We start from the raw sequence: 26,088 nt of genomic DNA on the forward strand, positions 1-26,088 counted from the left end.
TACGCGGCTTATTTTACGGAAGTAATTTCTATGATTTCACAAAATGGAAAAAAGTATTGAGCCTTGTTAAGTCCAGTTTTTAAGCTATTTATATGCTTAGAAAATTCACTTCCTTTTCCTTCTTTTTTAGTTTGAAGCTTAAATCTTTCTATAATTTCTTCGCGTGCTACATATTGATTAAGCACTTCAGGGGTTTTAATATAAGGTGAAATTTTATCCATACTTATATATTTATAAGATTTTTTCATATCAGAGAAAATAATATCTTTATTGTAAATAGTTAAACTCATTTCTCCCTTAGGCAGCATTTTAACAAAAACACTAAGAAAATAGTCTTTAGAATTATCTTCTATAATCGCTAACATATCTTTTAAAAGCTTGATTCTATAATCGCTTAAGAATTTACCATCAAGCACATAAACTTTCATATTTTCTGTACTTAGTTGAGGTTCAAGGCGACTATTTTTTCCCAAGCTTAAATATTCTTGCGCTGGGCTTAGTTTTTTAGCTTGATAATTTGTTTTATTGTTATTTGTATTTTGAGGCTTAAATATTTTTTCCTGTTCTAAAATTTTTTGCTGTTTACTGATTTCTTTTTCAATCGCTGCTAGTTTTTCTTCATTGTTTTGTTTTGTAATTTGAGAAGATTTTGTATCGCTTTTGTTGTCATCGTTAATGATGTTATTTGCATCCTTTTCATCTTGCTTGTCTTGTATTAAATTTATATTTTCATTATTTGTATTTGTAATATCAGAAACATAAGAGTTTTGGGTTGTTGTATGGGTGTTATTGCTGTATTGGTTTTGTTCTGTTGAAGTTTGTGTTATAGGTGTATAGCTAGGTTTAGAATACTCAAAAAGATAGTAATAAGTTCCGCTAAGTATTAAAATCACAACGACTAAAATCCCTACAATAATAGAAAAAAATTTAAAATTCATCTTTAATTCCTTAACAAATAAAATAAATTGAATATTGTACTATATATTAATATAAATAAATGTTAAATTTTTATATTTTTAAGCATTTTTTTTCTATAATTCGTGCTTTTTAAGGAAAAAAATGCCACTTTCTAGATTAAATGAAGAGCAGTATTTAGCTGCTACTGCAAATTTTGGACACAATCTGATCATAGCAAGCGCGGGGACAGGAAAAACTTCTACCATAGTTGCAAGAATTTCTTATCTTTTAAGCCAAGGTGTATCGCCGCAAAAAATCATGCTTTTGACTTTTACTAATAAAGCCAGTAAAGAAATGATAAGCCGTTTGGGGAAATATTTTGACAAAAATATTACAGGAAAAATTTTAGCAGGAACTTTTCATAGCACAGCCTATACCTTGCTTAAAAGCGCAAATAAAGATGTGGTTTTAAAACAGGCCAGTGAGTTAAAAACCCTACTTAAAAGTGTTTATGAAAAAAGAACCTTTAGACATTTAAGTGATATAAAACCTTATCAGTCAAGCTATTTATATGATATATATTCTTTATTTCAAAACAAGGCTTATGATCAAGATTTTTACCATTGGTTTTGCGTAAATTATGAAGATCAAAGTATTTATGCAGAAATTTATGAAGATATATTAAAAGAATACAGTGAAGAAAAAAAGCGTTTTAATTATGTAGATTTTAACGATTTACTTTTGAATTTAAAAACTCTTTTAAATGAAAAAAAATACGAATTTGATGAAATTTTGGTAGATGAATATCAAGATACTAATGCGCTTCAGAGTTCTTTAATCGAGGCTTTTGAGAGTAAGAGCTTATTTTGTGTAGGGGATTATGATCAAAGTATTTATGCTTTTAATGGTGCAGATATTAACATAATAGGTGGATTTAAGCAGCGTTTTAAGGATGCTCAAATTTTTTCTCTAAACAAAAACTACCGTTCTTCAAGAAGTATTCTAGCTTTGGCAAATAAGGTAATTTTAAACAACGAAAGACTCTATCCAAAGGAGCTTATAGTTACAAGAAAAGATGAATTTAAAGCCCCTTCTTTACTGACTTTTGAAGAATTGTTTGATCAATATCAAAATATAGCCAAAATGATACTTACTAGCGGAGTGAGCTTGGAAGAAATTGCTGTTATTTTTCGCAATAATTCGAGTGCAGATGGTATCGAGGTGGCCTTAAGAGAGCAAGGGATCGCAAGTGTGAGAAAAGGCAGCGGGAGTTTTTTTGAAAGCTTGGAGGTTAAAGCCTTTAGTGCTATGCTTGCTCTTGTGGTAAATCCTAAGGATATCATGGCATTTATTCATTTGGTTCAGTATACCAAAGGAGTAGGCGGAGTTTTAGCAAAGGAAATTTTTGATGCTCTTTTAAAATTAGGTCATGGTAGCTTGATAAGGGGTTTTTTAGAACCTGATAAAAGTGTAAATTTGCAAAACCATCAAAAAAGAAATTACCAGCTTGGGCTTTTTGCAGACTTAGAAGAACTAGCCAGTGAAAATCGTTTTAAATTTGAGAGTGAGTTCAATGCTCATCCTATCTTAAAACTTTCAAAGATTAATGATTTATGTGCTAAAAATTTAGAAAAAATTTATTTTTTCTTAAAAAAAGCTATGGAAACAAAACATTCTTTAGCACTGGTTAATTTAATTTGTGAAAATTCTTTTTATAAGGAAATTTGCGAAGAATTAGCCATCAAAAGAGCGACAAATAAAGCAGGGCAAGTGGATCTTTTAAGAAAAAAAGAAAATTTAGAAAAGATAGAAACGAAATTTAATGTTTTAAAAGAACTCACTAAAAATTATAGCGATATTTATAAGTATTATAATTTTTTAACCCTAGGTGCAAGCGAGATGAGTAATGGCAAGGGTGTAAATTTGCTTAGCGTGCATGCAAGCAAGGGTTTGGAATTTGATTTGGTATTTGTGATCGATCTTGCACAAGGGCGTTTTCCTAATCAAAAACTTATGAGCATGGGCGGAAGCTTGGAAGAAGAAAGAAGGCTGTTTTATGTTGCGGTAACAAGGGCTAAAAATATACTTTATCTTAGCTATGCAAAATACGACAAAAATAAAAAAACTGCTTTTACACCTTCGCGTTTTCTTATAGAAGCAGGGCTTTGCAAGGGAGAGTTAACCATAGATTGATAACATTTTCTTTCAAAATAAATATCATTGAAAGAAAGGTTTAAAATATGAAAAAATATTTATTTTTTAAGTTTAGTCGCAGCAAGTTTTTTAAATGCTGAAGTTTTAATTTATGGTCCTGGCGGTCCTGCGCCGGTTATGAAAGAACTAGCATTGAAATTTGAAGAAAAAACTAAAGAAAAAGTTGTAGTGACTGCAGGTCCTACCCCATCGTGGTTTAAAAAGGCTAGAAAAGATGCGGATTTGATTTTTTCGGGTAATACTTCTATGATGGATGGATTTATCAAAAGAATTCCTAGCTTGAATTTAGAAGATTTGGTTGTTTTAATGCCCGTCCTTCAGGTATCATCGTGCGTCCTAATAACCCAAAAAATATCAAAAGTTTTGAGGATATTTTAAAAGATAATGTAAATGTTATGGTTGTTGATGGTGCAGGTCAAGTTGGACTTTATGAGGATATGGCTTTAAAAGATGGTAAAAGAGAAAATTTGGTCAAGTTGCGTAAAAATATTAAAGTTTATGCTAAAAATTCTAAAATAGCTATAGATGAGTGGAACAACAATCCAAACATAGACGCTTTAATTATTTGGTCGCATTGGGCTAAGGTTTTAGGAGATAAGGCTTTGTTTATCGAAGATGAAAAAGCAGCAGTTTATTGCACAGCTGAAATCATTCCTACCAAAAAAGGACTTCAAAATAAACAAGCTTTAGAATTTGTGAAATTTATTCAAAGTAAAGAAGCCCAAAAAATTTGGAAAAAACATGCTTGGAATGAAGTTGAGTGATTTTAAGCTGAGTATTTAAAGAATTAATAATAATTATTAAGATATAATAATTTTCGAAACATTAAAATTACAAAAATGTTTCAATTTATAAAAATAAAGGATGACAAAATGAGTTCAGTAAATTTTAAAGGAAACCCAGTAAAACTTAAAGGAAATTCAGTAGAAGTTGGAGCAGATGCTCCTAAAGTAGGACTTAAAGCTAAAGATTTAAGCACGATTGAAATTGGTGCTGCAGGTAAAACACAAATTGTTTTAAGTCTTCCAAGCTTAGATACTCCAGTTTGCGCAACTGAAGCAAGAGAATTTAACAAAAAAGTAGCAAGCTACAATGGAGCTGAAGTTGTGGTTGTAAGTATGGATTTACCTTTTGCTATGGGTAGATTTTGCAGTACTGAAGGTATAGAAAATCTAAGTGTTGCTAGCGATTTTGTAGCAAAAGAATTTGGAGAAAAATATGGCGTTTTAATTGGTGAAGGTCCACTAGAAGGTCTTTTAGCTCGTGCTGTATTTGTAATCAAAGATGGTAAAATCGCTTATAAAGAATTAGTAAGTGAAGTGACAGAAATGCCAGATATTGCAAAACTTGATGCATTTTTTGGTGGCTCTAGCTGCTGCGGCGGATGCGGTTGTCATTAATTTTCTACATATAAAGCCCTCAATGGGGCTACTTTCTTAGCTTTTCAAACAAAATCATTTATCAAACATTATTTTATATTTTTATTAGATTAGAGTTTTCTAGCCTGTTTTATTTTTTATAATCTTATTATTTCAAAAATGATAAAAGGACAATAAAAGTCCTATAAAATAGGGCTTTGAAATTATTATTTTTTGCAAAAAATTCAAGATAATTTTATTTTCTATTTTTTATAATAAAATGATTTTTATTATTTTGGAGGATTAGAGTATGAATAGAAGGGATTTTATTAAAAATACCGCTATTGCGAGTGCTGCTAGTGTTGCAGGTCTTAGTGTCCCAAGGCCAGTATTTGGCGCACAAGAGGAAGAATGGAAATGGGATAAAGCCGTTTGTAGATTTTGCGGAACGGGCTGTGGAATTATGATAGCTAGAAAAGATGGCAAAATTGTAGCAATCAAAGGTGATCCTGCTGCTCCTGTAAATCGTGGTCTTAATTGTATTAAAGGATATTTTAACGCTAAAATCATGTATGGAGAAGATCGTCTTGTTATGCCTTTGCTTCGTATGAATGATAAGGGAGAATTTGACAAAAAAGGAAAATTCAAGCAAGTTTCCTGGCAAAGAGCCTTTGATGAAATGGAAAAACAATTTAAAAAAGCCTACAATGAACTCGGCGTTACAGGTATAGGGATTTTTGGTAGTGGGCAATACACTATCCAAGAAGGTTATGCTGCTTTAAAACTTGCAAAAGCGGGTTTTAGAACAAATAATATCGATCCAAATGCAAGACATTGTATGGCCTCTGCAGTGGTTGGTTTTATGCAAACTTTTGGTGTAGATGAGCCATCAGGCTGTTATGATGATATAGAGCTTACAGATACTATTATCACTTGGGGAGCTAATATGGCTGAAATGCACCCTATACTTTGGTCAAGAGTTAGCGATAGAAAGCTAAGCAATCTTGATAAAGTTAAAATTGTGAATTTAAGCACTTTTTCTAATCGTACTTCAAATATTGCTGATATTGAAATCATTTTTAAACCTAATACAGATTTAGCTATTTGGAACTATATAGCAAGAGAGATTGTTTATAATCATCCTGAAGCTATGGATAAAAAATTCATTAAAGATCATTGTGTATTTGCAACAGGTTATGCAGATATTGGTTATGGCATGAGAAATAATCCAAACCATCCTAAATTTAAAGAAAGCGAAAAAGATACCGTTGCAAAAGAAAATGCAATCACTTTAGATGAAGAAGAAGCAACCTCTCTTTCTTATCTTGGTGTGAAAGCGGGTGATAAATTTGAAATGAAACATCAAGGCGTAGCTGATAAGAATTGGGAAATTTCTTTTGAAGAATTCAAAAAAGGTTTAGCACCTTATACTTTAGAATATACCGCAAAAGTAGCAAAGGGTGATGATAATGAATCTTTAGAAGATTTTAAGAAAAAACTCCAAGAATTGGCTAATTTATATATAGAAAAAAATCGTAAAGTAGTGAGCTTTTGGACTATGGGCTTTAACCAACACACAAGAGGCTCTTGGGTAAATGAACAAGCTTATATGGTGCATTTTTTACTTGGCAAACAAGCTAAGCCAGGTAGTGGGGCTTTCTCTTTAACAGGACAACCAAGTGCTTGTGGAACTGCTAGAGAGGTAGGAACATTCTCTCACCGCTTGCCTGCAGATATGGTCGTGGCAAATCCAAAACACAGAGAAATTTCAGAAAAAATTTGGAAAGTGCCTGCAAAAACAATCAATCCAAAACCAGGTTCGCCTTATCTTGGTATTATGAGGGATTTAGAGGATGGTAAAATTAAATTTGCTTGGGTTCAAGTAAATAATCCATGGCAAAATACCGCAAATGCAAATCACTGGATCACAGCAGCTAGAGATATGGATAATTTTATCGTTGTGAGTGATTGTTATCCTGGAATTTCAGCAAAAGTAGCCGATCTTATCTTGCCAAGTGCGATGATTTATGAAAAATGGGGTGCTTATGGTAATGCTGAAAGAAGAACTCAACACTGGAAACAACAAGTTTTACCTGTAGGTGCTGCTATGAGTGATACTTGGCAAATTTTAGAATTTGCAAAACGCTTTAAGCTTAAAGAGGTTTGGAAAGAACAAAAAGTAGATGGTAAGCTTACTTTACCAAGTGTACTAGAAGAAGCAAAAGCTATGGGTTATAGCGAAGATGATACGCTTTTTGATGTTTTATTTGCCAATAAAGAAGCAAAAAGCTTTACTTCAAATGATGCTGTTATGAAAGATTATGACAATAGTGAAGTTAAGGGTGATGAAAGAAAAATTCAAGGCAGTGATGGAAAAGAATTTAAAGGATATGGCTTTTTTGTTCAAAAATATCTTTGGGAAGAGTATCGTAAATTTGGTTTAGGCCATGGTCATGATTTGGCTGATTTTAACACTTATCATCAAGTAAGAGGTCTAAGATGGCCAGTGGTAAATGGTAAAGAAACACAATGGAGATTTAATACTAAATTTGATTATTATGCCAAAAAAGCTGCTCCAAATTCAGATTTTGCTTTCTATGGTGAATTTAATAAAATGCTTACCAATGGGGATTTGATAGCTCCTAAGGATGAAAAAGAACATAGTATTAAAAATAAAGCTAAAATTTTCTTTAGACCATTTATGAAAGCACCTGAAAGACCAAATGAAGAGTATCCATTCTGGCTTTCAACTGGAAGGGTTTTAGAGCATTGGCATAGTGGGACTATGACTATGCGTGTGCCAGAGCTTTACCGTGCTGTTCCAGAGGCACTTTGTTATATGAGTGAAAAAGATGGTGAAAAATTAGGTTTAAATCAAGGAGATTTAGTTTGGGTAGAATCGCGTCGTGGTAAAGTAAAAGCAAGAGTAGATATGCGTGGCAGAAACAAACCACCTGTAGGACTTGTTTATGTGCCTTGGTTTGATGAGAATGTATATATCAATAAAGTTACTCTAGATGCAACTTGCCCACTTTCTAAGCAAACTGACTTTAAAAAATGTGCGGTAAAAATCTATAAAGCTTAAGATAAAGGTTTGATTTGATGAAAGATAGAAGAGAATTTTTTGCTAGTGCTTTTAAAGGTTTGTGTCTTTGTACTGCGGGTGGATTTTTGGCAAATTTAAGCTTAAAGGCTGACGATGATTACGCCTTGAGGCCACCAGGAGCTGAAGATGAGGCGAGATTTTTAAGCAAATGTATTCGTTGTGGTTTGTGTGTAAAAGCCTGTCCATACAATACTTTAAAACTTGCTACTTTGTTAGATAGTGCAAAAAACGGAACTCCTTTTTTTAAGGCTAGAGAAATTCCTTGTTATCTTTGCAAGGACATACCATGTATTAAGGAATGTCCAACCGATGCTTTGGATAAAAAACATTTAGAGCAGGGCATAGAATCTTTAAAAATGGGTATTGCGATCGTAGATAGTGCTTCTTGTGTAGCGCATTGGGGAATTCAGTGTGATGCTTGTTATAGAGCTTGTCCTTTGATAGATAGGGCTTTAAAACTTGAACTTAAACGCAATGAGCGCACTGCTAAGCACGCCTTTTTATTGCCTAGTGTTGATCATGAAGTATGCGTAGGCTGTGGGCTTTGCGAGCTTGCGTGTATTACGGAAAAGCCTGCTATTCGTGTTTTACCACGCGAGTATGTTTTAGGTAAGGCTGGTTCGCATTATGTAAAGGGCTGGGATCAAGAGGATGAAGATCGTATAAAAGATGCAGATACTTCTAAATATTTTGATGCTAAAAAGGCAACAAATTATTTAAATGAGGGAGAATTTTGATGAGGTATTTAATCGCTAGACGCATCGTTCAAATCGGAATTTTAGCTCTTTTTAGTTTTAAGGCTACGGATTTTATCTTAAAAGGAAATTTAAGTTCTTCTAGGCTTTTTGATACCCTGCCTTTAAGCGATCCTTTTGCAGTGATTCAAATTTATTTAGCAAGTTTTAGCATAGATTTAATGGCACTTATGGGAGCTTTGATCGTTTTAATTCTTTATGGAGTTTTCTTAGGTCGTGCTTTTTGTGCTTGGGTATGCCCTGTAAATTTGATTACTGATTTTGCTGCCTTTGTTCGCTCTAAAATGGCTTTTAAACAGAGTAAGGTTTTAATCTTAAGTAAAAATTTAAGATATTATATTTTAGCTTTGAGTTTAATTCTTTCTTTTGTATTGTCTTTGCCTGTATTTGAAAGTATGTCTTATATAGGCATTATACATAGAGGGATTATTTTTGGCACCACTTCTTGGATATTTATAGCTTTTATACTTTTTTGTATAGATGCTTTTTTGAGTCCTAGAGCGATATGTTCGCATTTGTGTCCTTTAGGGGCTTTTTATGCTCTCATCTCTCGTTTTGCGCTTTTAAAAATCAAGCACAATCATCAAAAATGCACTAAGTGTTATAAATGTATTGGAATTTGTCCTGAAAAACAAGTTCTTTGGATGATAGCTAAAGAAAGCGCGAGTGTAAATTCGGGGGAATGTATAAGATGTGGACGCTGTGTAGAAGTGTGTAACGATGATGCTTTAAAATTTAATATATTTGATTTAAGGAAAAAATAATGAAAAAGAAAACGATTTTACTAGGAAGCGTTGCTATAATGTTTTTAGCCGCTTGTGCGTTAAATAGTGGGGTGAGTTCAGAGCAAATTGGACTTAGGAAAGCAAGTTTGGAAAATGAAAATAAGGTAGCTTTGGTCGATGCTAGTTTTACTGCTTTACAGCCAGGTGAATCTGTGCTTTTTGAGCGTTCTTTTGAAAATGCACCACCGCTTATTTCGCATACTATTGAGGATATGTTGCCTATTACTAAGGATAATAACACCTGCCTTAGTTGCCATGATAAAGCAATTGCAACCGATGTTGGCGCAACTCCTCTTCCTGCGAGTCATTATTATGATTTTAGAACTAATAAAACCACAGGAGATGCGATCAGTGATTCGCGCTTTAATTGTACCCAATGTCATGTTCCACAAAGTGATGCAAAACCTTTAGTTGGAAATAGTTTTAAGGCTGAATTTAAAAATGAAGGCTTGAAAAATCGTTCTAATTTAATCGATGTAATTAATGAAGGTGTTGAGTAAAATAATGAAAAAAATTCTTTTCATTTTAAGCTTTTTATATATTTTATCTCCTGCTTATGAGCTAAAGCTTAATTCAAATATTACAGCTTTAAAGCTTGATCAGCAGGAGCTGTATATAGGCACTGATAAGGGTGAGATTTATGAGTATAATCTAAAAGATAAAAGCTTAAAAGAACTTTTATCTTTGCCTAAAATTAAAAATTATTATGAGGGTGATTTTGCTAGAATTTATAATATCGATGTTTATCAAAATTCTCTTTTGATACTTAGCGAAGGCGATTTTGGAGCAAAAAATTTAAGCCTTTATAATAACAATCTTCAAATTCAAACACTTCAAGAAAGCAGTGTTAAAGAGGCTTTTTTTATAGATGAAAATACCTATCTTTTGGTTTTATTGGGTTCTAAAATAGAGCTTGTTGATAAGGATTTAAAGCGTATAAATGAGTTTAAATTCTCTCATTCTAGTTTAAATGATGCAGCTTTAAATGAAGAAAAAACCAAGTTTATAGCAGGATTTGAAAGTGGGGAGGTGGAACTTTTTGATTTGAAAAGTTGGAAAATATTAAAAAACTATGATAAAATGCACAAAGATAATATCTATCAAGTTGATTTTAAAAATGATACTCTTATAAGTTGCGGCACAGATAGGCGTATAGGTTTGGTAAAAAATGAAGAGCAAACTTTTTTGCAAAAAGATTTTTTAATCTATACTTGCGCTTTAAGTCCTAGTGGGAAATTGGCTGCGTATAGTGATAATGAAGAGGGTTTTAATGAGGTTTTTGATACAAATACCCTAAAAACTGTTAGAATTTTCAAGGATGAAAATTTAATGAGTGAAATTATCATTTTTATCAACGAAAGAGAATTGATTATCTCAGGCTTTGGAGATAAAATTGTATTTAGGAGTTTAGATGAATCTTTCTAGCGTTTTGATCGTAGCTAAAGTACAACATATAGATGAATTAAAAAAAGAAATCTTAAAAATTCCTTCATGTTCAATAGAGCTTTGTGAGAATGAAAAAATCATCGTTGTGATAGAAAGTGAAAGTTTAGAAAAAGAGCTTGAGTCTTACAAAATGCTTGAAAAATTACCTCATATTATCAGTATAAATATGGTTTTTTCTTATCAAGATTTGGATAAAGATATCCAGAAAGCTATAAATAGCGGAGCGATACAAACTATAGAAAAAAATGAAAATGCTGAAAATATTCGTTATTATGGTAGTATTTACAATCAAATGTCTTGATTAAAGCTTTTAGATGGTTTTTTTAATTCCTTTACTTATTATTATAGCTATTATTTTTGGTATTGATTATTTGTATTTTAATGATGAAAATGTCAAAGTAAAAGAAGAGCGACAAATTCATAAAAGCGATCCAAATTTAGATAAACAAAGAGAAGAATATCTAAAACATTTATTCAAAGAGAAAAAATGAAGCAAAGAGAACTCTTTCTTCTTACTATCCCTGTTTTAATGGGTTATATCCCTTTAGGGGCTGCTTTTGGAATTTTAGCTGCTAGTAAAGATTTTTCTTTGTTTGAAATTTTGCTTAGTTCAATTTTTATTTATGCAGGTGCTGGGCAATTTCTTTTAGTAGCTTTAGTGGCGCAAAATGTATCTTTTTTGATGATTTTTTTTACTTTGTTTTTATTGAATTTTCGCCATTTTTTCTATACTTTATCACTTTTAAAAGAGCTAAAATCCATTAATTTTCTAAGGCACTATATTATCTTTGCTTTAACAGATGAAAGTTTTGCTCTTTTAAGCTCTATTAAAGAGAAAATCAAAAATCTTAGTCGTGCGCAAAGATCGCTTATTATGTTTGAAGTTTGTTTATTGAATCAAATTTATTGGGTAATAGGTTCTGTTTTGGGTTATTATTTTAAGCAGGGTTTAAATATTGATTATTCGGGTGTAGAATTTAGTCTTAATGCCCTTTTTATTGTGCTAGCTTATGAGCTTTATAAACAAAATCCTAATTTAAAAATTTTACTTTATTCTTCTTTTGTGGCACTTTTTGCTTTATTTTGCATAGACAAGCCTTATATGTTGGCTTTTTGTATTTTTATCGCTCTGATGATTTTGATTTTTGGAAAAAAATATGTTAGATAAAAATATTTTATATGCGATTTTAGCAGCTTCTTTAGCGACTTATTTAACTCGTGTTTTAGCTTTTATTTTGTTTAAAAATAAAAAAGAAAACTATCACTTGCTTTTTGTGCAGTATAATATGCCTTTAGTTATCATCATCATTTTATTTTTTTATACTTTTTATGAGGTGGATTTTTATTCTTATCCTTATGGGCTTGATTTTATTGTATCTTGTATTTTGGTATTTTTGATACATCTGCTTTTTAAAAATGCACTTCTTAGCATTATTTTAGGAACTATTTTTTATATGTTTGTGTTAAGATTGTTTTAATGGACTATACTTTATTTATCTTGACTTTTGTTTCGGTTTCTTTACTGCCAGGATTGTGTATGAGCCTAGCTTTTTCCTTGGGACTTTCTTTAGGATATAAAAATACTTTATGGATGATATTTGGCGAGCTTGTGGGATTAGCATTAGTGGTTTTGTGTTGTGCTTTGGGGATAGAGTTTATTTTGCGATATGAAAATTTATTTAAATTTTTTCAAATAGCGGGTGCTTTATATCTTTTATATATTGCTTTTATATTGTTTAAATCAAAAAGTCAAATTACTCAAGAAAAAATCATCCATAAGAAAAAATTTTCTCTTATCATCCAAGGCTTTATAGCTTCATCTTCTAATCCAAAAGCATGGATTTTTATGTTTTCCATCTTGCCTTCTTTTTTAAAATTTCAAGTGAATGTAAATATTTTGCTTTTGATTATTTTGTTGATAGAATTTTGCTCTTTAAGTCTTTATGCTTTAGGCGGAAGTATATTTAAGATCTTTATGAATAAGCATTTAGATAAAATCAATAAAATCAGCGCTTTGTTTATCTTTGCAATGGCTCTTAGCGTATTATATAAAGTTTAACTTAAAATGCTTTTTGCTAAAATTAAAAAAAAATATTAGGAAAGATAATGAAAAACACAGTTACAGAAGCTTCCATTTATGAAGCCCAAGGGCTTAAGGATGAAGCTTTAGAGATTTATAAAAATATTTTAAAAGAAGATCCTAATAACCAAAATGCAATTGATGCAGTGCGTCGTCTTAGTGGGTTTCGTTCTAAGCATCAGGATTTAAATACTCAAATGCTTGATTTTTTTATAAATATGAAAAGCGATGAAGAGATCAATGAATTTAAAAGGTGGTTGATAAAAATATGAATTTAGAAGATTTGGCAAAGAAAACTATCAGTGAAGTTAACTCTATCATGGAAGAACAAAGAAGGCAAAGTGAAATTCTAAAAGAACAAGAAGAGCTTAGAAAGACTCAAATTCAAGAGGATATGCCTACGGTTAAACTTAAGGAAGAGCCTATTTTGGAGCAAGAATTAGAAGATAAAATTTCTATGGCGAAATTTGAAGAAGAGCAAAAAATTCAAGAAGAGATAAAAAATTTAGATGAATTAAATCAAGAAAATAAAGAGCCAGTTAAAGAAGAGGCTGTTTTGCAAAGTGAAATTTTAAACCCTAGTATTATAGCAGAGGTGCAAACTCTTAATGAAGATATATTTTTAAAACACCTTAGAGAGAGAATTTTGGTTCTTTTTGAGGGTTTAAATAGTGTTAAGGAGGAGAATTTGGAACACAGACTTCAATTAACTATTAATTTTTTAGAGTTTTTGCTTGCAAACATCGAAGATAAGCTTAAAAAATAATGCAGATTTAAAATTTGTCATTGATTTTCTAAGTCCCTATACTCAAAGGGCTTATTTGGTTGGTGGGAGTGTAAGGGATTTATTTTTAGGTTTAGAAATTTATGATTATGATATAGAGCTTTACGATATAACGCCTAGTGATTTTGAAAAAATGATGAAAAAACTAGGCGCGCAAGGCTTTGGAAAAAGTTTTTTTGTATATAAATTTAAAAATTATGATTTTGCTCTTGCTAGAACTGAAAACAAGACAGGTTATGGGCATACGGGTTTTGAGGTGCAAATTTGTAATGATGAAAAATTAGGCGCCAAAAGACGCGATTTTACTATAAATTCTATGATGATCAATCTTTTTAATGATGAGTTTTTAGACTTTTATGGAGGATTAAAAGATCTAGAGCAGGGCATTTTAAGGCATATTGATCAAACAAGTTTTCAAGAAGATAGTTTAAGAATTTTAAGAGCAGTGGCTTTTGCTTCAAGATTTGATTTTAAAATAGCAGATGAAAGCTTAAAATTAATGCAAAGCATGAATATAAAAGATCTTAGCAGAGATAGGATCAATGCTGAGCTTTATAAATTTTTTAAAAGCTCTAAGCTTGAAGTGGGCTATAAATATTTACAAGAGCTTAATATGGAAAAAGAAATTTTTGGCTTTGATAGTGCTTTTAAAAGCATGGAATTTCAAGCTTTGCTTAGAAAAAGTAGAGAAGTAGTTAAAGACGATGCTTTGTTTTTGTATTTGTATTTAAATTTTTTTAATTTAAACAAAGAGGAATTTTTTAAAAAAAGCAAAATAAAAAAAGAGTATTTCAAAAAGGCAAATCAAGCTTTTTATCTTGATGAAATGAGTGATTTTGATTTAGCAAGTATTGCTTTGGATATGCCTTTAAAAGAATGGCTTGGGCTTTGGGATAAAGAGCGCATAAAGTGGGCTAAAAAATTCAAACTTTATGAGAACAAATTTAAAACAAGTATTTTAGCAAAAGATTTTCTTGATGCTGGAATTTATGGTAAAATGTTGGGTTTAAAGCTTAAAGAAGCAAGAGAAAATGAATTATATGAATATATTAAAAGGTTAAATTAAATGATTTCTGTATTAAAAATTTGCACCAAGGATCAAAAAGGTTTGATTTATCGTATTTCTGATGTGATTTTTAAATATCATATCAATATAGTAAAAAATGATGAATTTGTGGGCGAAGAAATGTTTTTTTTCCGCGCTATTTTAGAGGGTGAATTTGATAAAAAAGCCTTTGTTGGGACACTTGAGGCGATGTTGGGAGAAGAAGCTTATATAGAGCTTTGTGAAAGAAGAAAGAAAGATATTATTGTTTTTGCTACTAAAGAAAGCCATTGTTTGGGAGATTTATTGATCAAGCATTATAGCAATGAGCTTGAGGCTAATATCAAAGCCGTGATTTCTAATCACGACACTCTTAAAAACTTAGTAGAAAAATTTGAAATCCCTTATCATTGCATCAGTGCAGAAAATTTAAAGCGCGAAGAGCAGGAAAAACAAGTTTTAGAATGTTTAAAAGAATATCAATTTGATTATTTGGTTTTGGCAAAATATATGAGAATTTTATCCCCTGATTTTGTCAAACATTTTGAAGGAAAGATAGTTAATATCCATCATTCTTTCTTGCCTGCATTTGTGGGAGCAAATCCCTATAAACAAGCTTTTGAGCGTGGGGTGAAGATTATTGGAGCTACGGCACATTTTGTTAATAATAATCTTGATGAAGGGCCGATTATCACTCAAGCAGTTTTGCCTGTAAGTCATGAATACACTTGGCAAGATATGCAGCAAGCTGGACGCAATGTTGAAAAAAATGTGCTTTCAAAAGCTCTTGATTTGGTTTTTGATGATAGAATTTTTATACATAAAAATAAAACCATAGTATTTTGATAAAAGATTGAGTATTTTTAAGCAAGTAAGTTTTATATTTTTATATAAAAATATAAAACTTAAAACATTTTAAGTTCTCTTTTAATTATAAAGAATATAATTTTTTCCATTTTTAAAATTATCTTTATAAGTAATGAAACAAGAAGAGGATATGGTATGTTTATTTTTAGTCCTTTGTTTACGATTTTTATCTTACTAGCAGGTGGGTATTTTGCTAAAAGAGTGGGTATCTTAAAACAAAAACAAGCAAGAACCTTTTTAGATTTTGCTATCGTTTTTGCTTTGCCTTGTTTAATTTTCGATAAAGCTTATCATTTAAATTTTGATTTCTCTTTGATTGTTTTGATATTTATAGGATTTTTTAGTTGTGCTCTTGCTGCTTTTATAGTCGTATTTTTAGGTTTTATTTTTAATTTTTCAAAAGCAACACTAGTGAGTATGTTTTTACTCTCTTGCTTTGGAAATACTATTTTTGTGGGTATGCCTATCGTTGAAGGCATTTTTGCTAATGCGCAATTTGGCGCAGAAGTAATACTATATGATGCTTTAGCTACTACTTTGCCTATTTCTCTTTTGGGGCCTTTTATCCTTTCTTTGGGAAGTGGTGAAAAAGTAAGTTTGGTAGCAAATATTAAAAAAATTCTTTCTTTTCCACCTTTTTTGGCTTTGCTTTTGGGTTTTTTGTGTAAATTAATATCCTTGCCTGAATTTATTTTTTCCCCTATTCGTTTATTTGGTGGTGCAGCTACTCCAGTGGCACTTTTTGCCATAGGTTTGGGGCTTGGTTTTATGGCGATTAAAACTGCTTATAAACCTACTATTCTTGTGATTTTAGCTAAAATGGTTTTAGCACCTTTAATTTTTGTGCTTTTATTAAAGCTTTTTGGTTTTGAAATGAAAGCTTCAATCATAGTTGCCATCATAGAAAGTGCCACGCCTACAATGACTTTAGCAGGAGCTATGGTAATGAAGGCTAAATTAGATAGCAATCTAGCTGTAAGTACTGTGGCTTTTGGAGTGCTTTTTGCTTTTATTTCTATGCCAATTTTAGTTTGGGCTTTGGCGTAAATTTAAATATATGAAAGAATTATAAGAAAAAATTAAAAAAGCAAAGAGTATTTATCTCTTTGCTAAAAATTTATTATTTTAAACCAAGCTTTTTGCTAATTCCTTAGCGCCTTTTAAGTCCACTTTTCCAGAGCCTAAAAGTGGAATTTTTTCTACTTTTAGATAGCGACTTGGCTTGAAAATAGCAGGCATACTTGAGCTTTTTATAGCTTCGCAAACACCTTCAAAGAATTCTTCATCACATTCTATAAGCAAGGCAACTTGTTCGCCTTTTTTCTCATCTTCTAAAGCTACGGTGCAAAATTTCACTATATTTGTATCGATGAATTTAGCGATTTCTTCTTCTAGAGCACCTAAAGATATCATCTCTCCACCGATTTTCGCAAAACGCGAATAACGATCTACGATATACAAAAATCCATCTTCATCTAAATGCCCTTTATCGCCGGTGTTATACCATCTTATGCCATCGATTTCTTTGATGACTTCATCGGTTTTTTCTTTGTTGTTAAGATATCCTACCATGACTTGGTGTCCGCCTATGAGTATCAGCCCATCTTCATTTGTTTTTAGAGTTTCGTAAGTATTAGGATCGACAATGCGAACTGCAGTTCCAGGTAGAGGCATGCCCACACTTCCTTCTTTGCTTGCGCGGTGAACTATCCAATAATCCGCATCAAAGCGATTAGGCAAATTCACGCTTGCAACAGGAGTGGTTTCAGTCGCTCCATAGCCCTCAAAAATACTCTTTTTAAATTTCATTTCAAAGGCAGATCGAACTTCGCTTTTAAGCTTTTCAGCTCCTGAAACAACCACTCTTAAGCTTTCAAACATAATGGCATCAAGCTTTTTATTTCTAGCGTAAATTCCTAAGAAGGTCGAGGTTCCACACATTATCGTAACATTGTTTTTGGCTACAGCTTTTGCTATGCCTAAAGCATCGGTTGGATCAGCAAAAGTAATGCTTTTAATACTTTCAAGTAAAGGTAAAAATGTAGTAACAGTTAGCCCAAAAGCATGAAAAGGTGGCAAGGATGAAAGTATTACATCGTTGTTTCTTGTGCAAAGCACATCTGAAATTTGAGCGATATTGCTTAGGATATTTCGGTTATTTAACATTACGCCTTTTGGAGTGCCTTCGCTACCACTGCTAAAAAGAATAGCTGCTATGGCAAGATTGTTTTTAGAAGGAGCAAAGATCGCTTTTAATATAAAGCTAGGTAAAATACTAACTGCCATCATCATTGCTAAAATTTTACTTTTTTGTTTTTTAAAGATTTCAACCACATCTTCCATGTAGATAAGATTTACTTCTTCACCAAAATTTAAAGACACGCCTTTGCTTTCTAATTTTTCTAAGAATTTCTTAGAAGTATAAATTTGTGAAATTTGAGCACTTTTTACTGCTGCTTGTAAGGCTTTTTCTCCCGCAGTAAAATTTAAATTTACTACAACTTTTTGTGCAAGCAAGACACTTAAATTTAGCAAAGAACTAGCAAAAGAAGCAGGAAGTAAAATTCCTACACATTCTTCTTTGGGCGCATAAGATCCGCGTTCAAAATTGCTATTGATTTTTTTTGAATTTTCTTTTATAAGGGTGCTTAAAATAAAACTAAGACTCAATAATTTTCTATAGCTAATCGCTCCTGCTAAAGAGTCGATTATAGCTATATTACTAAGATTTCTCTTAGCGCTGGTGATAAAAGCTCTTGCTATGGTATGCATTGCTTCGCATTGAGATTTCCAAGCCATAAAAGAAAGTTCAAAAACTTTAGCTTTTACCTCTTCTTTTTTAGAATGTAAAGACATAGGAGCACCAAAGGCTATAGCGATATTTCTTTTGCTTAAGGTGCGATTTCTAGCTGAAAACTCCTCATCACTTCTTGAAAAAGTGCTACCCCAAAGTCCGCGTATATAAAAAGGTAAAATCACCCCATCATCTTCTTCTAAATTTGAGCAAACATGTTCAAATCCACCTTTAAATTCATTGAGTTGCCCATGTCTTGAAAGCACGCCTTCAGGAAAAAGACAAACCAAATCCCCTTGTTTAATACGCTCTGCAATAAGCTCTAAGCTAGCCTTGCTTGCTGCACTTGAAACAGGAATGACACCAAATTTATCAAGAAAAATTTTGATATACCATTTAGAATAAATACTTCGCTCCATGACAAAATAAATTTTTCTAGGAATTGCCATTTGCACTATAGCCCAATCGATAAAAGAAATATGATTGCCCAAAAGCAAGGCACCGCCTTTTTCAGGGATATTTTTAAAGCCTTCCACAAGCAAACGATAGCGTCCTAAAAATGCTATGCTTAAAAGCATTCTTACTAAAGAAAAAGGGAGTTTAAAGACTACATAAATCGCACCCAAAAAAGCAACAAGTGTAATGAAGTAAAATAAATAAATTACATTGATTTCTAAATTGGCAAATAAAGTTGCCAAAACAAGAAAAGTAAGCATGGCGATATTTTGTATGAAGTTATTGCCTGCTAAAATTTTACCCAGTTCATTTTCTTTTGCATGAAATTGTATAAGAGAATTTAAAGGTATGATAAATAACGCACCGCAAAAACCAAAGATAAAAAAGATAAAACTATATGTAATCAAACTTGTAAAATAGGGCATAATCAAGGCCATTAAAAACACGCCCAAAGCCCCAAAAGGAATGAGTCCAAGCTCGATATAATTTTTAGAAAACCTACCCGCTATTAAAGAGCCTAAAACGACTCCAATCCCTGAAAATCCTAAAGAAACTTGTACAAAAAAAGTATTTTCAATAAAAAGTTCATTTTTACTAAATACGGGAAAACTTACAAGATATAATTGCGATATCGCCCAAAATATCGAAATTCCAACGATACAAAGCCAAATTACTTTATTTTCAAAAATAAGTTTTAAATTGCTCATCAACAATTTTCCGCTCAAATAGCGTTTAGAATCAAATTTTAATTCTTTTATCTCATCTTTAAGTTTAGGTAAACGCCACGCTAAGTAAAGCTCTATGAGTGAAAAAAGTATAAGTAAAAATCCCAAAGGTGCAACTTGCTTTAAAACCTCTTCTGAGCTGTTATGATTTATATCATATAAGCTTTCAAAACTTAAAGAAAAAAGACTCATTCCAGCTAGTATAGCCACGATGCTTACTGCATTAACTGCACCATTTCCCATCGCAAGTAAATCTTTTCCGACTAATTCTTTAATAAAGCCGTATTTGCTAGGAGAATAAAGTGCAGCTTGAATTCCCATGATGAAAGTAAGTGTAAAAGCTGTCCAAAAAGCCCCATTATAATAGCTTATACAAATGATAATCGTAAGCATAACGCTAAAAGCTGCTGAGAGTTTCATGATAAGATTTTTTGGATATTTGTCTGCTAAAAATCCTGAGGGTGAAAGCATTAAAATAAAAGGTAGAAGGATAAGAGCATTAACAATGGCTGTTAAAAGAAGCTGTGTGCTACCTTCATAAACCTTATAAATAGTATTTTGAATGATGATTTTATGCCCTAAATCTACAAAAGCATTGATGAAAGCTACAAGCAAAAAGGGTATGAGCCCATAGATTTTTAAAAAAGAATTTTTTTGCATATAATTTACTCCTAAATTTATGAAAACTTTATAAAAGTGGCATTGATTTTATCATAAAATTCTAACAATAAAATAGAAGATGATTTAAGATAAGAATTAGAAATCTTTCTTAAATATCTTTATCTTTAAAATTATTCACAAGATAAACTTACATAAAACTAGGTGCATCATTAGAAAAAAGTATCAAATCGCCTTGTTGGGTTTCTTTTGCTAAAACCTTAACAAGATCTGCTTTTTCTTTGAGTATGATGGTTTTTATTTTAAGTTCTTTTTTAAAGATATCAGCATTAACCTGTGCTGTGATGACGGCAAGATCAAAGCATTCATTGATGATTTTGGCTAATTTTACATTTTCATCCTTATCTACTTCTACTATACCAGGGCTAACTAAAACCTTGCGCCCTTTATAGTTTTTGCAAAGCTTATAGCTTGCACTCATACCTTTATAATTCCCATTAAAACCATCATCGATGATGAATTTAGGCTCTTTAGAGATGATTTGTAAGCGATGTTCTACTGAATTGATTTTTAAAACTTGCTTTTGAATTTTTTCTATTTTTACGCCTAGATAATTTGCACAAAGTATACAAGCGCAAAGATTTTGAGCATTAAAATCTCCTAGAATTTGGCTTTTAAATTCATATGTTTTATTTTCTAAATTGATCTTAAATTCCAAACCTTGAAGACTTGCTTGAATGTCTTGTAATTTATCATCGTAAAGCAAGATAAGCTCATCTTCGCTTTTTTGGGTGCTAGTATGTAAAAAAGCTTTTTCTAATCTTTTGGAATTTAAAGCTTCGAGTTTGGTTTTTCGCGTATTTTCTATATTTTTAAAATACTCTAAATGCGCATTTCCTATCTCTCCTACAATGCAAATTTGAGGCTCTAAAAAACGCGTTATAACATCAATATCGCCTTTTACTCTTGCTCCTGCTTCTGCTATGTAAATTTGTGTATCATCGCTTAAATTTGTATTGATATCTGCGATAATGCCAAGTAGGGTATTTACAGAGCGAGGGGTTTTGTAGGTTTTAAAATCATCTTTTAAAAGCTCATAGAGGAAATTTTTAATACTTGTTTTTCCAAAACTTGCAGTAATGAGTATGATTTTTAATTGTGGATTGTTTTGAAGTTTGGCTTTGGCTTTATTTTTAAAATATAAATTGCTAAATAGCTCAAAGATTTTAAGACTTATAAGAGCAAAAGGCAGGGCAAAAAGATTAAAAAGAAAAGAAAAACGCAAAGCAAGTATGGCAAAAAGGGTATTGTAAATAAATACGAAAACAAAAAACCATTTAACCTTACTTGTAAAGACGAGTTTTTTATCTATGCTTTTATTCCAAAAATATAAAATCGGAGTATGAATAAGTGCAAAATACGCCAAAGAATATAAAGGAAAAGTCAAAAAGAAAAAATAAGGTAAAAATAAAAAATACAAATGCCACAAAGGTCTATGATAGTGAAAAAATACGCGTTTAAATTTATAAGAATACCATTGTAAAGCGCTCATAAGATAAAAAGCTACACAAAAATTAAAAAACAAAGAATTGATAAAATAAAGTGTATTGGTTAGCATTGGTTTTCCTTGATTTTATTGGCTATAAATAAAGAATGTTTTAAAAAGAAAAAATGATCCCCTTCTAAAGGATAAAATTCGCTATTTTTGATAAGCTTGTGCATTGCTTCTCCGCTTTTTAAAGGGGTGGCTTTATCATCAATCCCCCAAAAAATAAGGCTTTTATTGTCGATTTTAGCAAAAGTTTGACTCAGATCTTCATCTACTACATTTTTAAAAGTTTGATACATCAAAGGGTTTAAATTTGCTCCATCTTTGCTTGCAAAATAACGATAAAATCTACCCAAACCCAATTTTTTTAGAAATTTAAACAGCATGATTTTAAAACGCACTTTAAAAGATTTTTTTGCAAGTATGCCTGAATTTGAAAGCAAAACAAGTTGAGCTTTTTGAAAATCCAAAACAAGTAAAGCAGCTATTTTTCCACCAAAAGAATGTCCTAGAAAAATATCAATATCAAGTTTTTTTTCTTTTAAAAATTCTTTTATGATATTTACATAATCTTGGCTATAAAGACTTTTTGGCGCACTTGAATTTCCAAAACCAGGTAAATCTAGATAAATTTGACAAAAATCATTTAAATTTTTAGAAAAAGCTTGCTTCATAAGCTCCTTATTTGCACCCCATCCATGCAATATGAGTAAAGATTTTTTCTTATCTTGATTTAAAATTTCATAACTTAATTCATAAGTATCATTATTATAAATCACATTTACAAGCGCCATCTTAAACCTTTTGGTTTTTGTAAATATTTTCTAAGAGTTGCATAGCATTTTGCAAGCGTTCAAATTCTTTCATACTGAGCAAAACGGCCTCAAATTTATTATTTTTTAAGATGACCATTTTGCCCGATTCGCTTTTTTTTAGTTTTTCGATCAAAGGGCTAAAGTTTCGCACAACTTCTGTGGCGGTATAGATTTCATCTTGTTTAAAAGAAAGCATAAATTTTCCTAAAATACATAAAATTTTATGTAAAATTTAACATACTTTCTCTTAAAGCTTTATAATTTGCCTTTTTGTCCATTAATAGAATGTAAAAATTCATAAGTGATTTTAATCTTCTTTTCGCTTTCTATACTTAGAGCAAGTTGCTCTATAATTTTGTTAAAATCTTTGAAAAGATAATTTGCTAAAGAGCCTGGATTTGGATTGATTTCATTCAGATAAACTTCATTATCTAGGATGAAAAAATCACAACGGATTAAAGCACCTTTAAATAAAGGATTATAAATTTTGGCAAAATTATCTTTAAGCTTTTGCTTTAATTCTTCGCTCAAATCAGCTTCGATAAGTTCGTTATGGCCTGAAAAACTAAGATATTTTTGCTCAAAATCCAAAAATTCTTTTTTCTTTGGTTCTTCGATGATTGAAAAGATAAATTCATCTTTGATCATACATCCTGCAAGATTGTACTCTTTGATGTTACTTTTAAAATCCTCTACCAAAATATCAGTATCAAACTCAAAACCCACATCCTTAGCATAATCCAATTCCTTTTCATTTTTAGCTATGCTAATCCCTATACTGCTCCCAAGTCGTGCAGGCTTTAAAATGCAAGGAAAATGAGCTGTAAAATCTTGCTTTTGACTTTTTCTAAGCATTTGATAATCTAGAGTTTTAACCCCAACGCTTTGTGCGTAAAGTTTTGTGAACTCTTTATTGAAAGATAAAACACTTGCTTCAACCCTAGGACCTATGAATTTGATATCAAAAAATTCAAGCAAAGAAGCTATCTTTCCGTCTTCTCCATCTCTTCCGTGGATGAGGTTGATCACACAATCTAAATCTAAGTTTTTTTCACTCCATAGACTTTTATGATAAAAAGCCTTTTGTCTTAAAAATAACTCCTTTTCTTTTTGGTAAGCACCACCGCTAAAGGTTTTAGAATTCATTTTTTCGCTAGGAATTAAATAAAATCTCCTTTTTTCATCGCAAAAAATAAATGTCAAATCCGTATTTATCACTTTTTTTAATACCACAGCACTTACAATGCTGATTTCATGTTCGTAAGAATTTCCGCCAAAAAGTATCGCTAATTTCATTATTTTTCCTTATGCTAGTTTTTTTAGTGCTTCTTTGATAAGTTCGCTTGTATCTTTTCCGTTGCAAGTACTTAAAACGCTTAATATTTTATCTTGTTTAAATCCCAAAGAAAGCAAAGCAGCCAAGGCTTCGCTTTTATCATCGCTCACACTTTCGAGTTGGACTTTGGCATCTCCAAGTTCTACGATGATGCGTTTGGCGCTTTTTGGACCAATGCCTGGAACTTTTTTAAGTACACTCTCATCTCCCAAATTTAAAGCCTTATAAAAAGAATTTACATCCAAACTTGAGCATATAGCCATCGCAGTGCTTGCGCCCACTCCATTTACTTTTAAAAGCATTTCAAACATTTTTTGCTCATCTTTATCTAAAAAACCATAGAATTTATTAGAATCCTCTTTGATGATTTGAGTGATGAAAAGCTCGTATTTTTGATGAGTTTCAAGCTTAGCAGCACAAAAAAGTGAGATAAAAACCCCATAGCTTAAACCACTAGCGCATTTTATGATAGCAAAAGTGGGTTCTTTTTTTGTGATTATTCCTTCGATGGCAACAACCATTCTATATCCTTTTCTTCATAGTCAAGTTTTTTATCAATCTCTATATATTCTTGATTATTTTGTATGATTTTTTTCAAAGCTATAAATTTTGCACTTTCTTTAGTGGAAGAAGAATAAAAAATATCTTCTTTAGGTTCTAAAAGCGAAAATCTGATTTCATTCATATCGCTCCATTTTCCACTTTTGTTGATAAATTTAGCTTTAAATAAATCCTCTTCTAGTGCTAAAAGCTCATCGTGGATTTTTTTTCTATATTCTAAAAGTTCTTTTTCTTGGTTTTGAAGTTTATTTAAGTTTGCATTTTGTATAGAGAAATTTTTTAAAAATTTTTCATATTGGCTTGGTATATTTTGTCCTTGATTTTTAAGCTCTAAGACTTTTTTTTCTATATCTAAAACATTGTTTTTGTTTGATAGAATGTATTGTTTGAGTTTGCTTATTTTATGATGAAGAGATGAAATTTCATTCTTTATTTTTAAAAGTTCTTGATCGTAGTCTTTATCCATTTTTTTTATTTTAGTATGAAATTTATTATTTTCACCTTCAAAGCGTTCTATGACAACATTATTGTAAAACACACATGAATTATTGCTTTCTAATTGTTCTATATAAATTCTATCTGCTTCTATCACTCCACCTAAGCTTTTTTTAATCCTTACTTCCTTGGCTTTTATATTGCCACCCTCTAAGAGATCTATGTTTAGTTTGTCTGCTTGAGCAAAACCGCGATGTGTTTTTATATAGGCTTCTTTGGCATAAATTTTAGATTTTGTGTGCGTGGTGCCTTCAACTCTCATTCTTGTAGCTTTTAAATTTGTATTGCTTCCAACGCTTCCTGTGATATTGAGTTCTTCGCATTCTATTCCTACACCTGAATTAACAGCATCTTGCATATCGGATATAAATTTGATATTTATTTTTACATTTTTATCCAATCCTGCGCGGATTATGCCTATATTTTTAAAATCAACTTTATTATTAAATTCAAGCAAGTTTGCAATATCAAATTTATCTTGATCTTCAACTACATAACCCTTTTTTAGCGCCAAATATTCTGTGTAATCTTCGTATTCTACAGTCTTAAATGCTAATGAGGAGCAGTTAAATTTGATTTTGTTTTGATTAGCATCTATAACTTTTAAAGTATGTAAATTTAAGTCTTTTCCTTCTTTGCCTTGCTTGAATTTGTTATATCTTAATACAACTTCATTTTCATCAACTGCTATAATACCCGAGCGTTTTTCATCTATAGTATAATCTTTAGCCTTTTCTTTATAAAGCAAAACTAAGGCTTCATCTTGGCTTTGTATAGGTTCAACACCTTTGGCTACATTGATTTGCAAGGTTTTATTTAAAGTATTTTTCTTGTGTTCATTGCATATACGGATGAGTTCTTTTTTAAAATCAAAGATACGAATGCCTATTAAAAACTTAAGCTTTAACATTTTTTTGTAGATAATTTGCAAAAGTTCAAAAGTTAATTTTTCATGATATTTTAACTCATTAAAATTGATTTGAGCGACAATTTTTGTTAAATTTTTATTAGCAATCAGCTTGATAGCATTTGCGGTTTTATCTTGGCGTGTTTGATGAAAAATTTCGATTTTGTACTCTTGTTTGATTTGCAAATCCTCTTTTAAAAATACTTCATCTTTTTCAAAAAGAGTGAGATCTTTTTCAGCGATTTTTATCCATTCGGTATTTTCAAGACAATATTGTGTCGAAAAAGCTAAAAGATGAAAATCAAGTTCATTTAAAGCGATATTAGTTCTTGAAGCTACAGATAAAAGTTCGCGAGAAGGATTTTCGGTATAGGAAATGATTTTCTCATCTAAAGCCAAAACTTTCCCCTTTATTGTTTAATTTAAATTCAATATTATAGTCAATTTTTAATCAAATTTAGTTAAAATGATAGCTTTTATATTTGAAATTTTGTG

At 31.2% G+C, this 26,088-nt stretch carries 25 protein-coding genes and 1 pseudogene; 18 read left to right on the plus strand and 8 right to left on the minus strand.

The window, feature by feature from the left end; all coding sequences use genetic code 11:
- Positions 1–8: 8 nt before the first annotated feature.
- Positions 9–938 (minus strand): hypothetical protein, encoded by a 930-nt coding sequence (locus KAR67_RS06790; protein ID WP_002776668.1) that lies wholly within the window; start codon positions 936–938, stop codon positions 9–11.
- A 121-nt stretch (positions 939–1,059) separates the two neighbouring features.
- Here KAR67_RS06790 and KAR67_RS06795 point away from each other — a divergent pair, with 121 nt between their 5' ends.
- The 18 genes and pseudogenes from KAR67_RS06795 to KAR67_RS06880 all read left to right on the plus strand — a co-directional run bounded on the left by KAR67_RS06795 (position 1,060) and on the right by KAR67_RS06880 (position 16,384).
- A complete protein-coding gene (locus KAR67_RS06795) occupies positions 1,060–3,090 on the plus strand; it encodes an ATP-dependent helicase (protein WP_002776669.1) in 2,031 nt (676 codons plus the stop codon).
- Positions 3,091–3,147: 57 nt separating this feature from the next.
- A pseudogene (locus KAR67_RS06800) lies at positions 3,148–3,875 on the plus strand (substrate-binding domain-containing protein).
- Positions 3,876–3,983: 108 nt separating this feature from the next.
- On the plus strand, positions 3,984–4,511 hold the full coding sequence (gene tpx, locus KAR67_RS06805) for a thiol peroxidase (RefSeq protein ID WP_002776674.1): 528 nt from the start codon (positions 3,984–3,986) through the stop codon (positions 4,509–4,511).
- A 268-nt stretch (positions 4,512–4,779) separates the two neighbouring features.
- Positions 4,780–7,554: a periplasmic nitrate reductase subunit alpha gene (napA, locus tag KAR67_RS06810; RefSeq protein WP_002788607.1), complete on the plus strand. Its 2,775-nt coding sequence runs from the start codon at positions 4,780–4,782 to the stop codon at positions 7,552–7,554.
- Positions 7,555–7,571: 17 nt separating this feature from the next.
- Positions 7,572–8,312: a ferredoxin-type protein NapG gene (gene napG, locus KAR67_RS06815; protein WP_002784911.1), complete on the plus strand. Its 741-nt coding sequence runs from the start codon at positions 7,572–7,574 to the stop codon at positions 8,310–8,312.
- Positions 8,309–9,094, plus strand: coding sequence for a quinol dehydrogenase ferredoxin subunit NapH (napH, locus tag KAR67_RS06820; protein ID WP_165488885.1), 786 nt, complete (start codon positions 8,309–8,311; stop codon positions 9,092–9,094). The genes napG and napH overlap by 4 nt, the downstream gene beginning before the upstream one ends.
- Positions 9,091–9,615, plus strand: a complete 525-nt coding sequence (locus tag KAR67_RS06825) for a nitrate reductase cytochrome c-type subunit (protein WP_072212040.1) — start codon at positions 9,091–9,093, stop codon at positions 9,613–9,615. The genes napH and KAR67_RS06825 overlap by 4 nt, the downstream gene beginning before the upstream one ends.
- A gap of 4 nt (positions 9,616–9,619) precedes the next feature.
- Positions 9,620–10,540, plus strand: coding sequence for a WD40 repeat domain-containing protein (locus KAR67_RS06830; protein WP_002780405.1), 921 nt, complete (start codon positions 9,620–9,622; stop codon positions 10,538–10,540).
- Complete coding sequence (locus KAR67_RS06835) at positions 10,527–10,862, plus strand: chaperone NapD (RefSeq protein ID WP_002776683.1); 336 nt, start codon at positions 10,527–10,529, stop codon at positions 10,860–10,862. Before KAR67_RS06830 ends, KAR67_RS06835 begins: the two co-directional genes overlap by 14 nt.
- A gap of 13 nt (positions 10,863–10,875) precedes the next feature.
- Positions 10,876–11,052 carry a hypothetical protein gene (locus KAR67_RS06840; RefSeq protein WP_002776684.1) on the plus strand — a complete coding sequence of 59 codons (177 nt, stop codon included), beginning with the start codon at positions 10,876–10,878 and terminating at the stop codon, positions 11,050–11,052.
- The gene (locus KAR67_RS06845; RefSeq protein ID WP_002776685.1) at positions 11,049–11,729 is read left to right on the plus strand and encodes an AzlC family ABC transporter permease; all 681 of its coding nucleotides are present in this window, start codon (positions 11,049–11,051) and stop codon (positions 11,727–11,729) included. Before KAR67_RS06840 ends, KAR67_RS06845 begins: the two co-directional genes overlap by 4 nt.
- Complete coding sequence (locus tag KAR67_RS06850; RefSeq protein ID WP_002776686.1) at positions 11,719–12,039, plus strand: AzlD domain-containing protein; 321 nt, start codon at positions 11,719–11,721, stop codon at positions 12,037–12,039. The genes KAR67_RS06845 and KAR67_RS06850 overlap by 11 nt, the downstream gene beginning before the upstream one ends.
- Positions 12,039–12,620, plus strand: a complete 582-nt coding sequence (locus tag KAR67_RS06855) for a LysE family translocator (protein WP_004284218.1) — start codon at positions 12,039–12,041, stop codon at positions 12,618–12,620. Before KAR67_RS06850 ends, KAR67_RS06855 begins: the two co-directional genes overlap by 1 nt.
- A 44-nt stretch (positions 12,621–12,664) precedes the next feature.
- On the plus strand, positions 12,665–12,913 hold the full coding sequence (locus KAR67_RS06860; RefSeq protein WP_087721326.1) for a tetratricopeptide repeat protein: 249 nt from the start codon (positions 12,665–12,667) through the stop codon (positions 12,911–12,913).
- Positions 12,910–13,407 (plus strand): hypothetical protein, encoded by a 498-nt coding sequence (locus tag KAR67_RS06865; protein WP_002810784.1) that lies wholly within the window; start codon positions 12,910–12,912, stop codon positions 13,405–13,407. Before KAR67_RS06860 ends, KAR67_RS06865 begins: the two co-directional genes overlap by 4 nt.
- A complete protein-coding gene (locus KAR67_RS06870; RefSeq protein WP_002780402.1) occupies positions 13,376–14,491 on the plus strand; it encodes a CCA tRNA nucleotidyltransferase in 1,116 nt (371 codons plus the stop codon). Before KAR67_RS06865 ends, KAR67_RS06870 begins: the two co-directional genes overlap by 32 nt.
- Positions 14,492–15,316: a formyltetrahydrofolate deformylase gene (gene purU / locus KAR67_RS06875; protein WP_131235509.1), complete on the plus strand. Its 825-nt coding sequence runs from the start codon at positions 14,492–14,494 to the stop codon at positions 15,314–15,316.
- A 156-nt stretch (positions 15,317–15,472) separates the two neighbouring features.
- Positions 15,473–16,384: an AEC family transporter gene (locus KAR67_RS06880; protein WP_002776695.1), complete on the plus strand. Its 912-nt coding sequence runs from the start codon at positions 15,473–15,475 to the stop codon at positions 16,382–16,384.
- Positions 16,385–16,462: 78 nt separating this feature from the next.
- Here KAR67_RS06880 and KAR67_RS06885 read toward each other — a convergent pair whose 3' ends face one another.
- From KAR67_RS06885 to KAR67_RS06915, 7 genes are all read right to left on the minus strand, one after another.
- A complete protein-coding gene (locus KAR67_RS06885; RefSeq protein WP_002776696.1) occupies positions 16,463–19,972 on the minus strand; it encodes an acyl-[ACP]--phospholipid O-acyltransferase in 3,510 nt (1,169 codons plus the stop codon).
- Positions 19,973–20,120: 148 nt separating this feature from the next.
- The gene (murF, locus tag KAR67_RS06890) at positions 20,121–21,548 is read right to left on the minus strand and encodes a UDP-N-acetylmuramoyl-tripeptide--D-alanyl-D-alanine ligase (RefSeq protein ID WP_002785025.1); all 1,428 of its coding nucleotides are present in this window, start codon (positions 21,546–21,548) and stop codon (positions 20,121–20,123) included.
- Positions 21,542–22,273: an alpha/beta hydrolase gene (locus tag KAR67_RS06895; protein WP_002780330.1), complete on the minus strand. Its 732-nt coding sequence runs from the start codon at positions 22,271–22,273 to the stop codon at positions 21,542–21,544. Before KAR67_RS06895 ends, murF begins: the two co-directional genes overlap by 7 nt.
- A 1-nt stretch (position 22,274) precedes the next feature.
- Entirely contained in the window at positions 22,275–22,490 is a 216-nt protein-coding gene (locus tag KAR67_RS06900; protein WP_002776699.1) for a type II toxin-antitoxin system Phd/YefM family antitoxin, read from the minus strand.
- A gap of 59 nt (positions 22,491–22,549) precedes the next feature.
- The gene (locus tag KAR67_RS06905; RefSeq protein WP_002780332.1) at positions 22,550–23,590 is read right to left on the minus strand and encodes a D-alanine--D-alanine ligase; all 1,041 of its coding nucleotides are present in this window, start codon (positions 23,588–23,590) and stop codon (positions 22,550–22,552) included.
- A gap of 9 nt (positions 23,591–23,599) precedes the next feature.
- Positions 23,600–24,151, minus strand: coding sequence for a Holliday junction branch migration protein RuvA (gene ruvA, locus KAR67_RS06910; RefSeq protein WP_002776701.1), 552 nt, complete (start codon positions 24,149–24,151; stop codon positions 23,600–23,602).
- A complete protein-coding gene (locus tag KAR67_RS06915; protein WP_002785029.1) occupies positions 24,127–25,992 on the minus strand; it encodes a flagellar assembly protein A in 1,866 nt (621 codons plus the stop codon). Before KAR67_RS06915 ends, ruvA begins: the two co-directional genes overlap by 25 nt.
- Between the last annotated feature and the right edge of the window lie 96 nt (positions 25,993–26,088).

The organism is Campylobacter sp. JH32 (genome assembly GCF_017846535.1).
GTDB classification, from domain to species: Bacteria; Campylobacterota; Campylobacteria; order Campylobacterales; family Campylobacteraceae; genus Campylobacter_D; species Campylobacter_D coli.

What these genes read in the sequence shown, in the direction of transcription:
- KAR67_RS06905 (WP_002780332.1), bottom strand. Translation starts at nt 23,590, where the DNA reads ATGAAATTAGCGATACTTTTTGGCGGAAATTCTTACGAACATGAAATC.
- purU (WP_131235509.1), top strand. Translation starts at nt 14,492, where the DNA reads ATGATTTCTGTATTAAAAATTTGCACCAAGGATCAAAAAGGTTTGATT.
- KAR67_RS06900 (WP_002776699.1), bottom strand. Translation starts at nt 22,490, where the DNA reads ATGCTTTCTTTTAAACAAGATGAAATCTATACCGCCACAGAAGTTGTG.
- KAR67_RS06790 (WP_002776668.1), bottom strand. Translation starts at nt 938, where the DNA reads ATGAATTTTAAATTTTTTTCTATTATTGTAGGGATTTTAGTCGTTGTG.
- ruvA (WP_002776701.1), bottom strand. Translation starts at nt 24,151, where the DNA reads ATGGTTGTTGCCATCGAAGGAATAATCACAAAAAAAGAACCCACTTTT.
- KAR67_RS06865 (WP_002810784.1), top strand. Translation starts at nt 12,910, where the DNA reads ATGAATTTAGAAGATTTGGCAAAGAAAACTATCAGTGAAGTTAACTCT.
- KAR67_RS06850 (WP_002776686.1), top strand. Translation starts at nt 11,719, where the DNA reads ATGTTAGATAAAAATATTTTATATGCGATTTTAGCAGCTTCTTTAGCG.
- napA (WP_002788607.1), top strand. Translation starts at nt 4,780, where the DNA reads ATGAATAGAAGGGATTTTATTAAAAATACCGCTATTGCGAGTGCTGCT.
- KAR67_RS06885 (WP_002776696.1), bottom strand. Translation starts at nt 19,972, where the DNA reads ATGCAAAAAAATTCTTTTTTAAAAATCTATGGGCTCATACCCTTTTTG.
- KAR67_RS06830 (WP_002780405.1), top strand. Translation starts at nt 9,620, where the DNA reads ATGAAAAAAATTCTTTTCATTTTAAGCTTTTTATATATTTTATCTCCT.
- napG (WP_002784911.1), top strand. Translation starts at nt 7,572, where the DNA reads ATGAAAGATAGAAGAGAATTTTTTGCTAGTGCTTTTAAAGGTTTGTGT.
- tpx (WP_002776674.1), top strand. Translation starts at nt 3,984, where the DNA reads ATGAGTTCAGTAAATTTTAAAGGAAACCCAGTAAAACTTAAAGGAAAT.
- KAR67_RS06880 (WP_002776695.1), top strand. Translation starts at nt 15,473, where the DNA reads ATGTTTATTTTTAGTCCTTTGTTTACGATTTTTATCTTACTAGCAGGT.
- KAR67_RS06840 (WP_002776684.1), top strand. Translation starts at nt 10,876, where the DNA reads ATGGTTTTTTTAATTCCTTTACTTATTATTATAGCTATTATTTTTGGT.
- KAR67_RS06835 (WP_002776683.1), top strand. Translation starts at nt 10,527, where the DNA reads ATGAATCTTTCTAGCGTTTTGATCGTAGCTAAAGTACAACATATAGAT.
- murF (WP_002785025.1), bottom strand. Translation starts at nt 21,548, where the DNA reads ATGCTAACCAATACACTTTATTTTATCAATTCTTTGTTTTTTAATTTT.
- KAR67_RS06845 (WP_002776685.1), top strand. Translation starts at nt 11,049, where the DNA reads ATGAAGCAAAGAGAACTCTTTCTTCTTACTATCCCTGTTTTAATGGGT.
- KAR67_RS06855 (WP_004284218.1), top strand. Translation starts at nt 12,039, where the DNA reads ATGGACTATACTTTATTTATCTTGACTTTTGTTTCGGTTTCTTTACTG.
- KAR67_RS06895 (WP_002780330.1), bottom strand. Translation starts at nt 22,273, where the DNA reads ATGGCGCTTGTAAATGTGATTTATAATAATGATACTTATGAATTAAGT.
- KAR67_RS06795 (WP_002776669.1), top strand. Translation starts at nt 1,060, where the DNA reads ATGCCACTTTCTAGATTAAATGAAGAGCAGTATTTAGCTGCTACTGCA.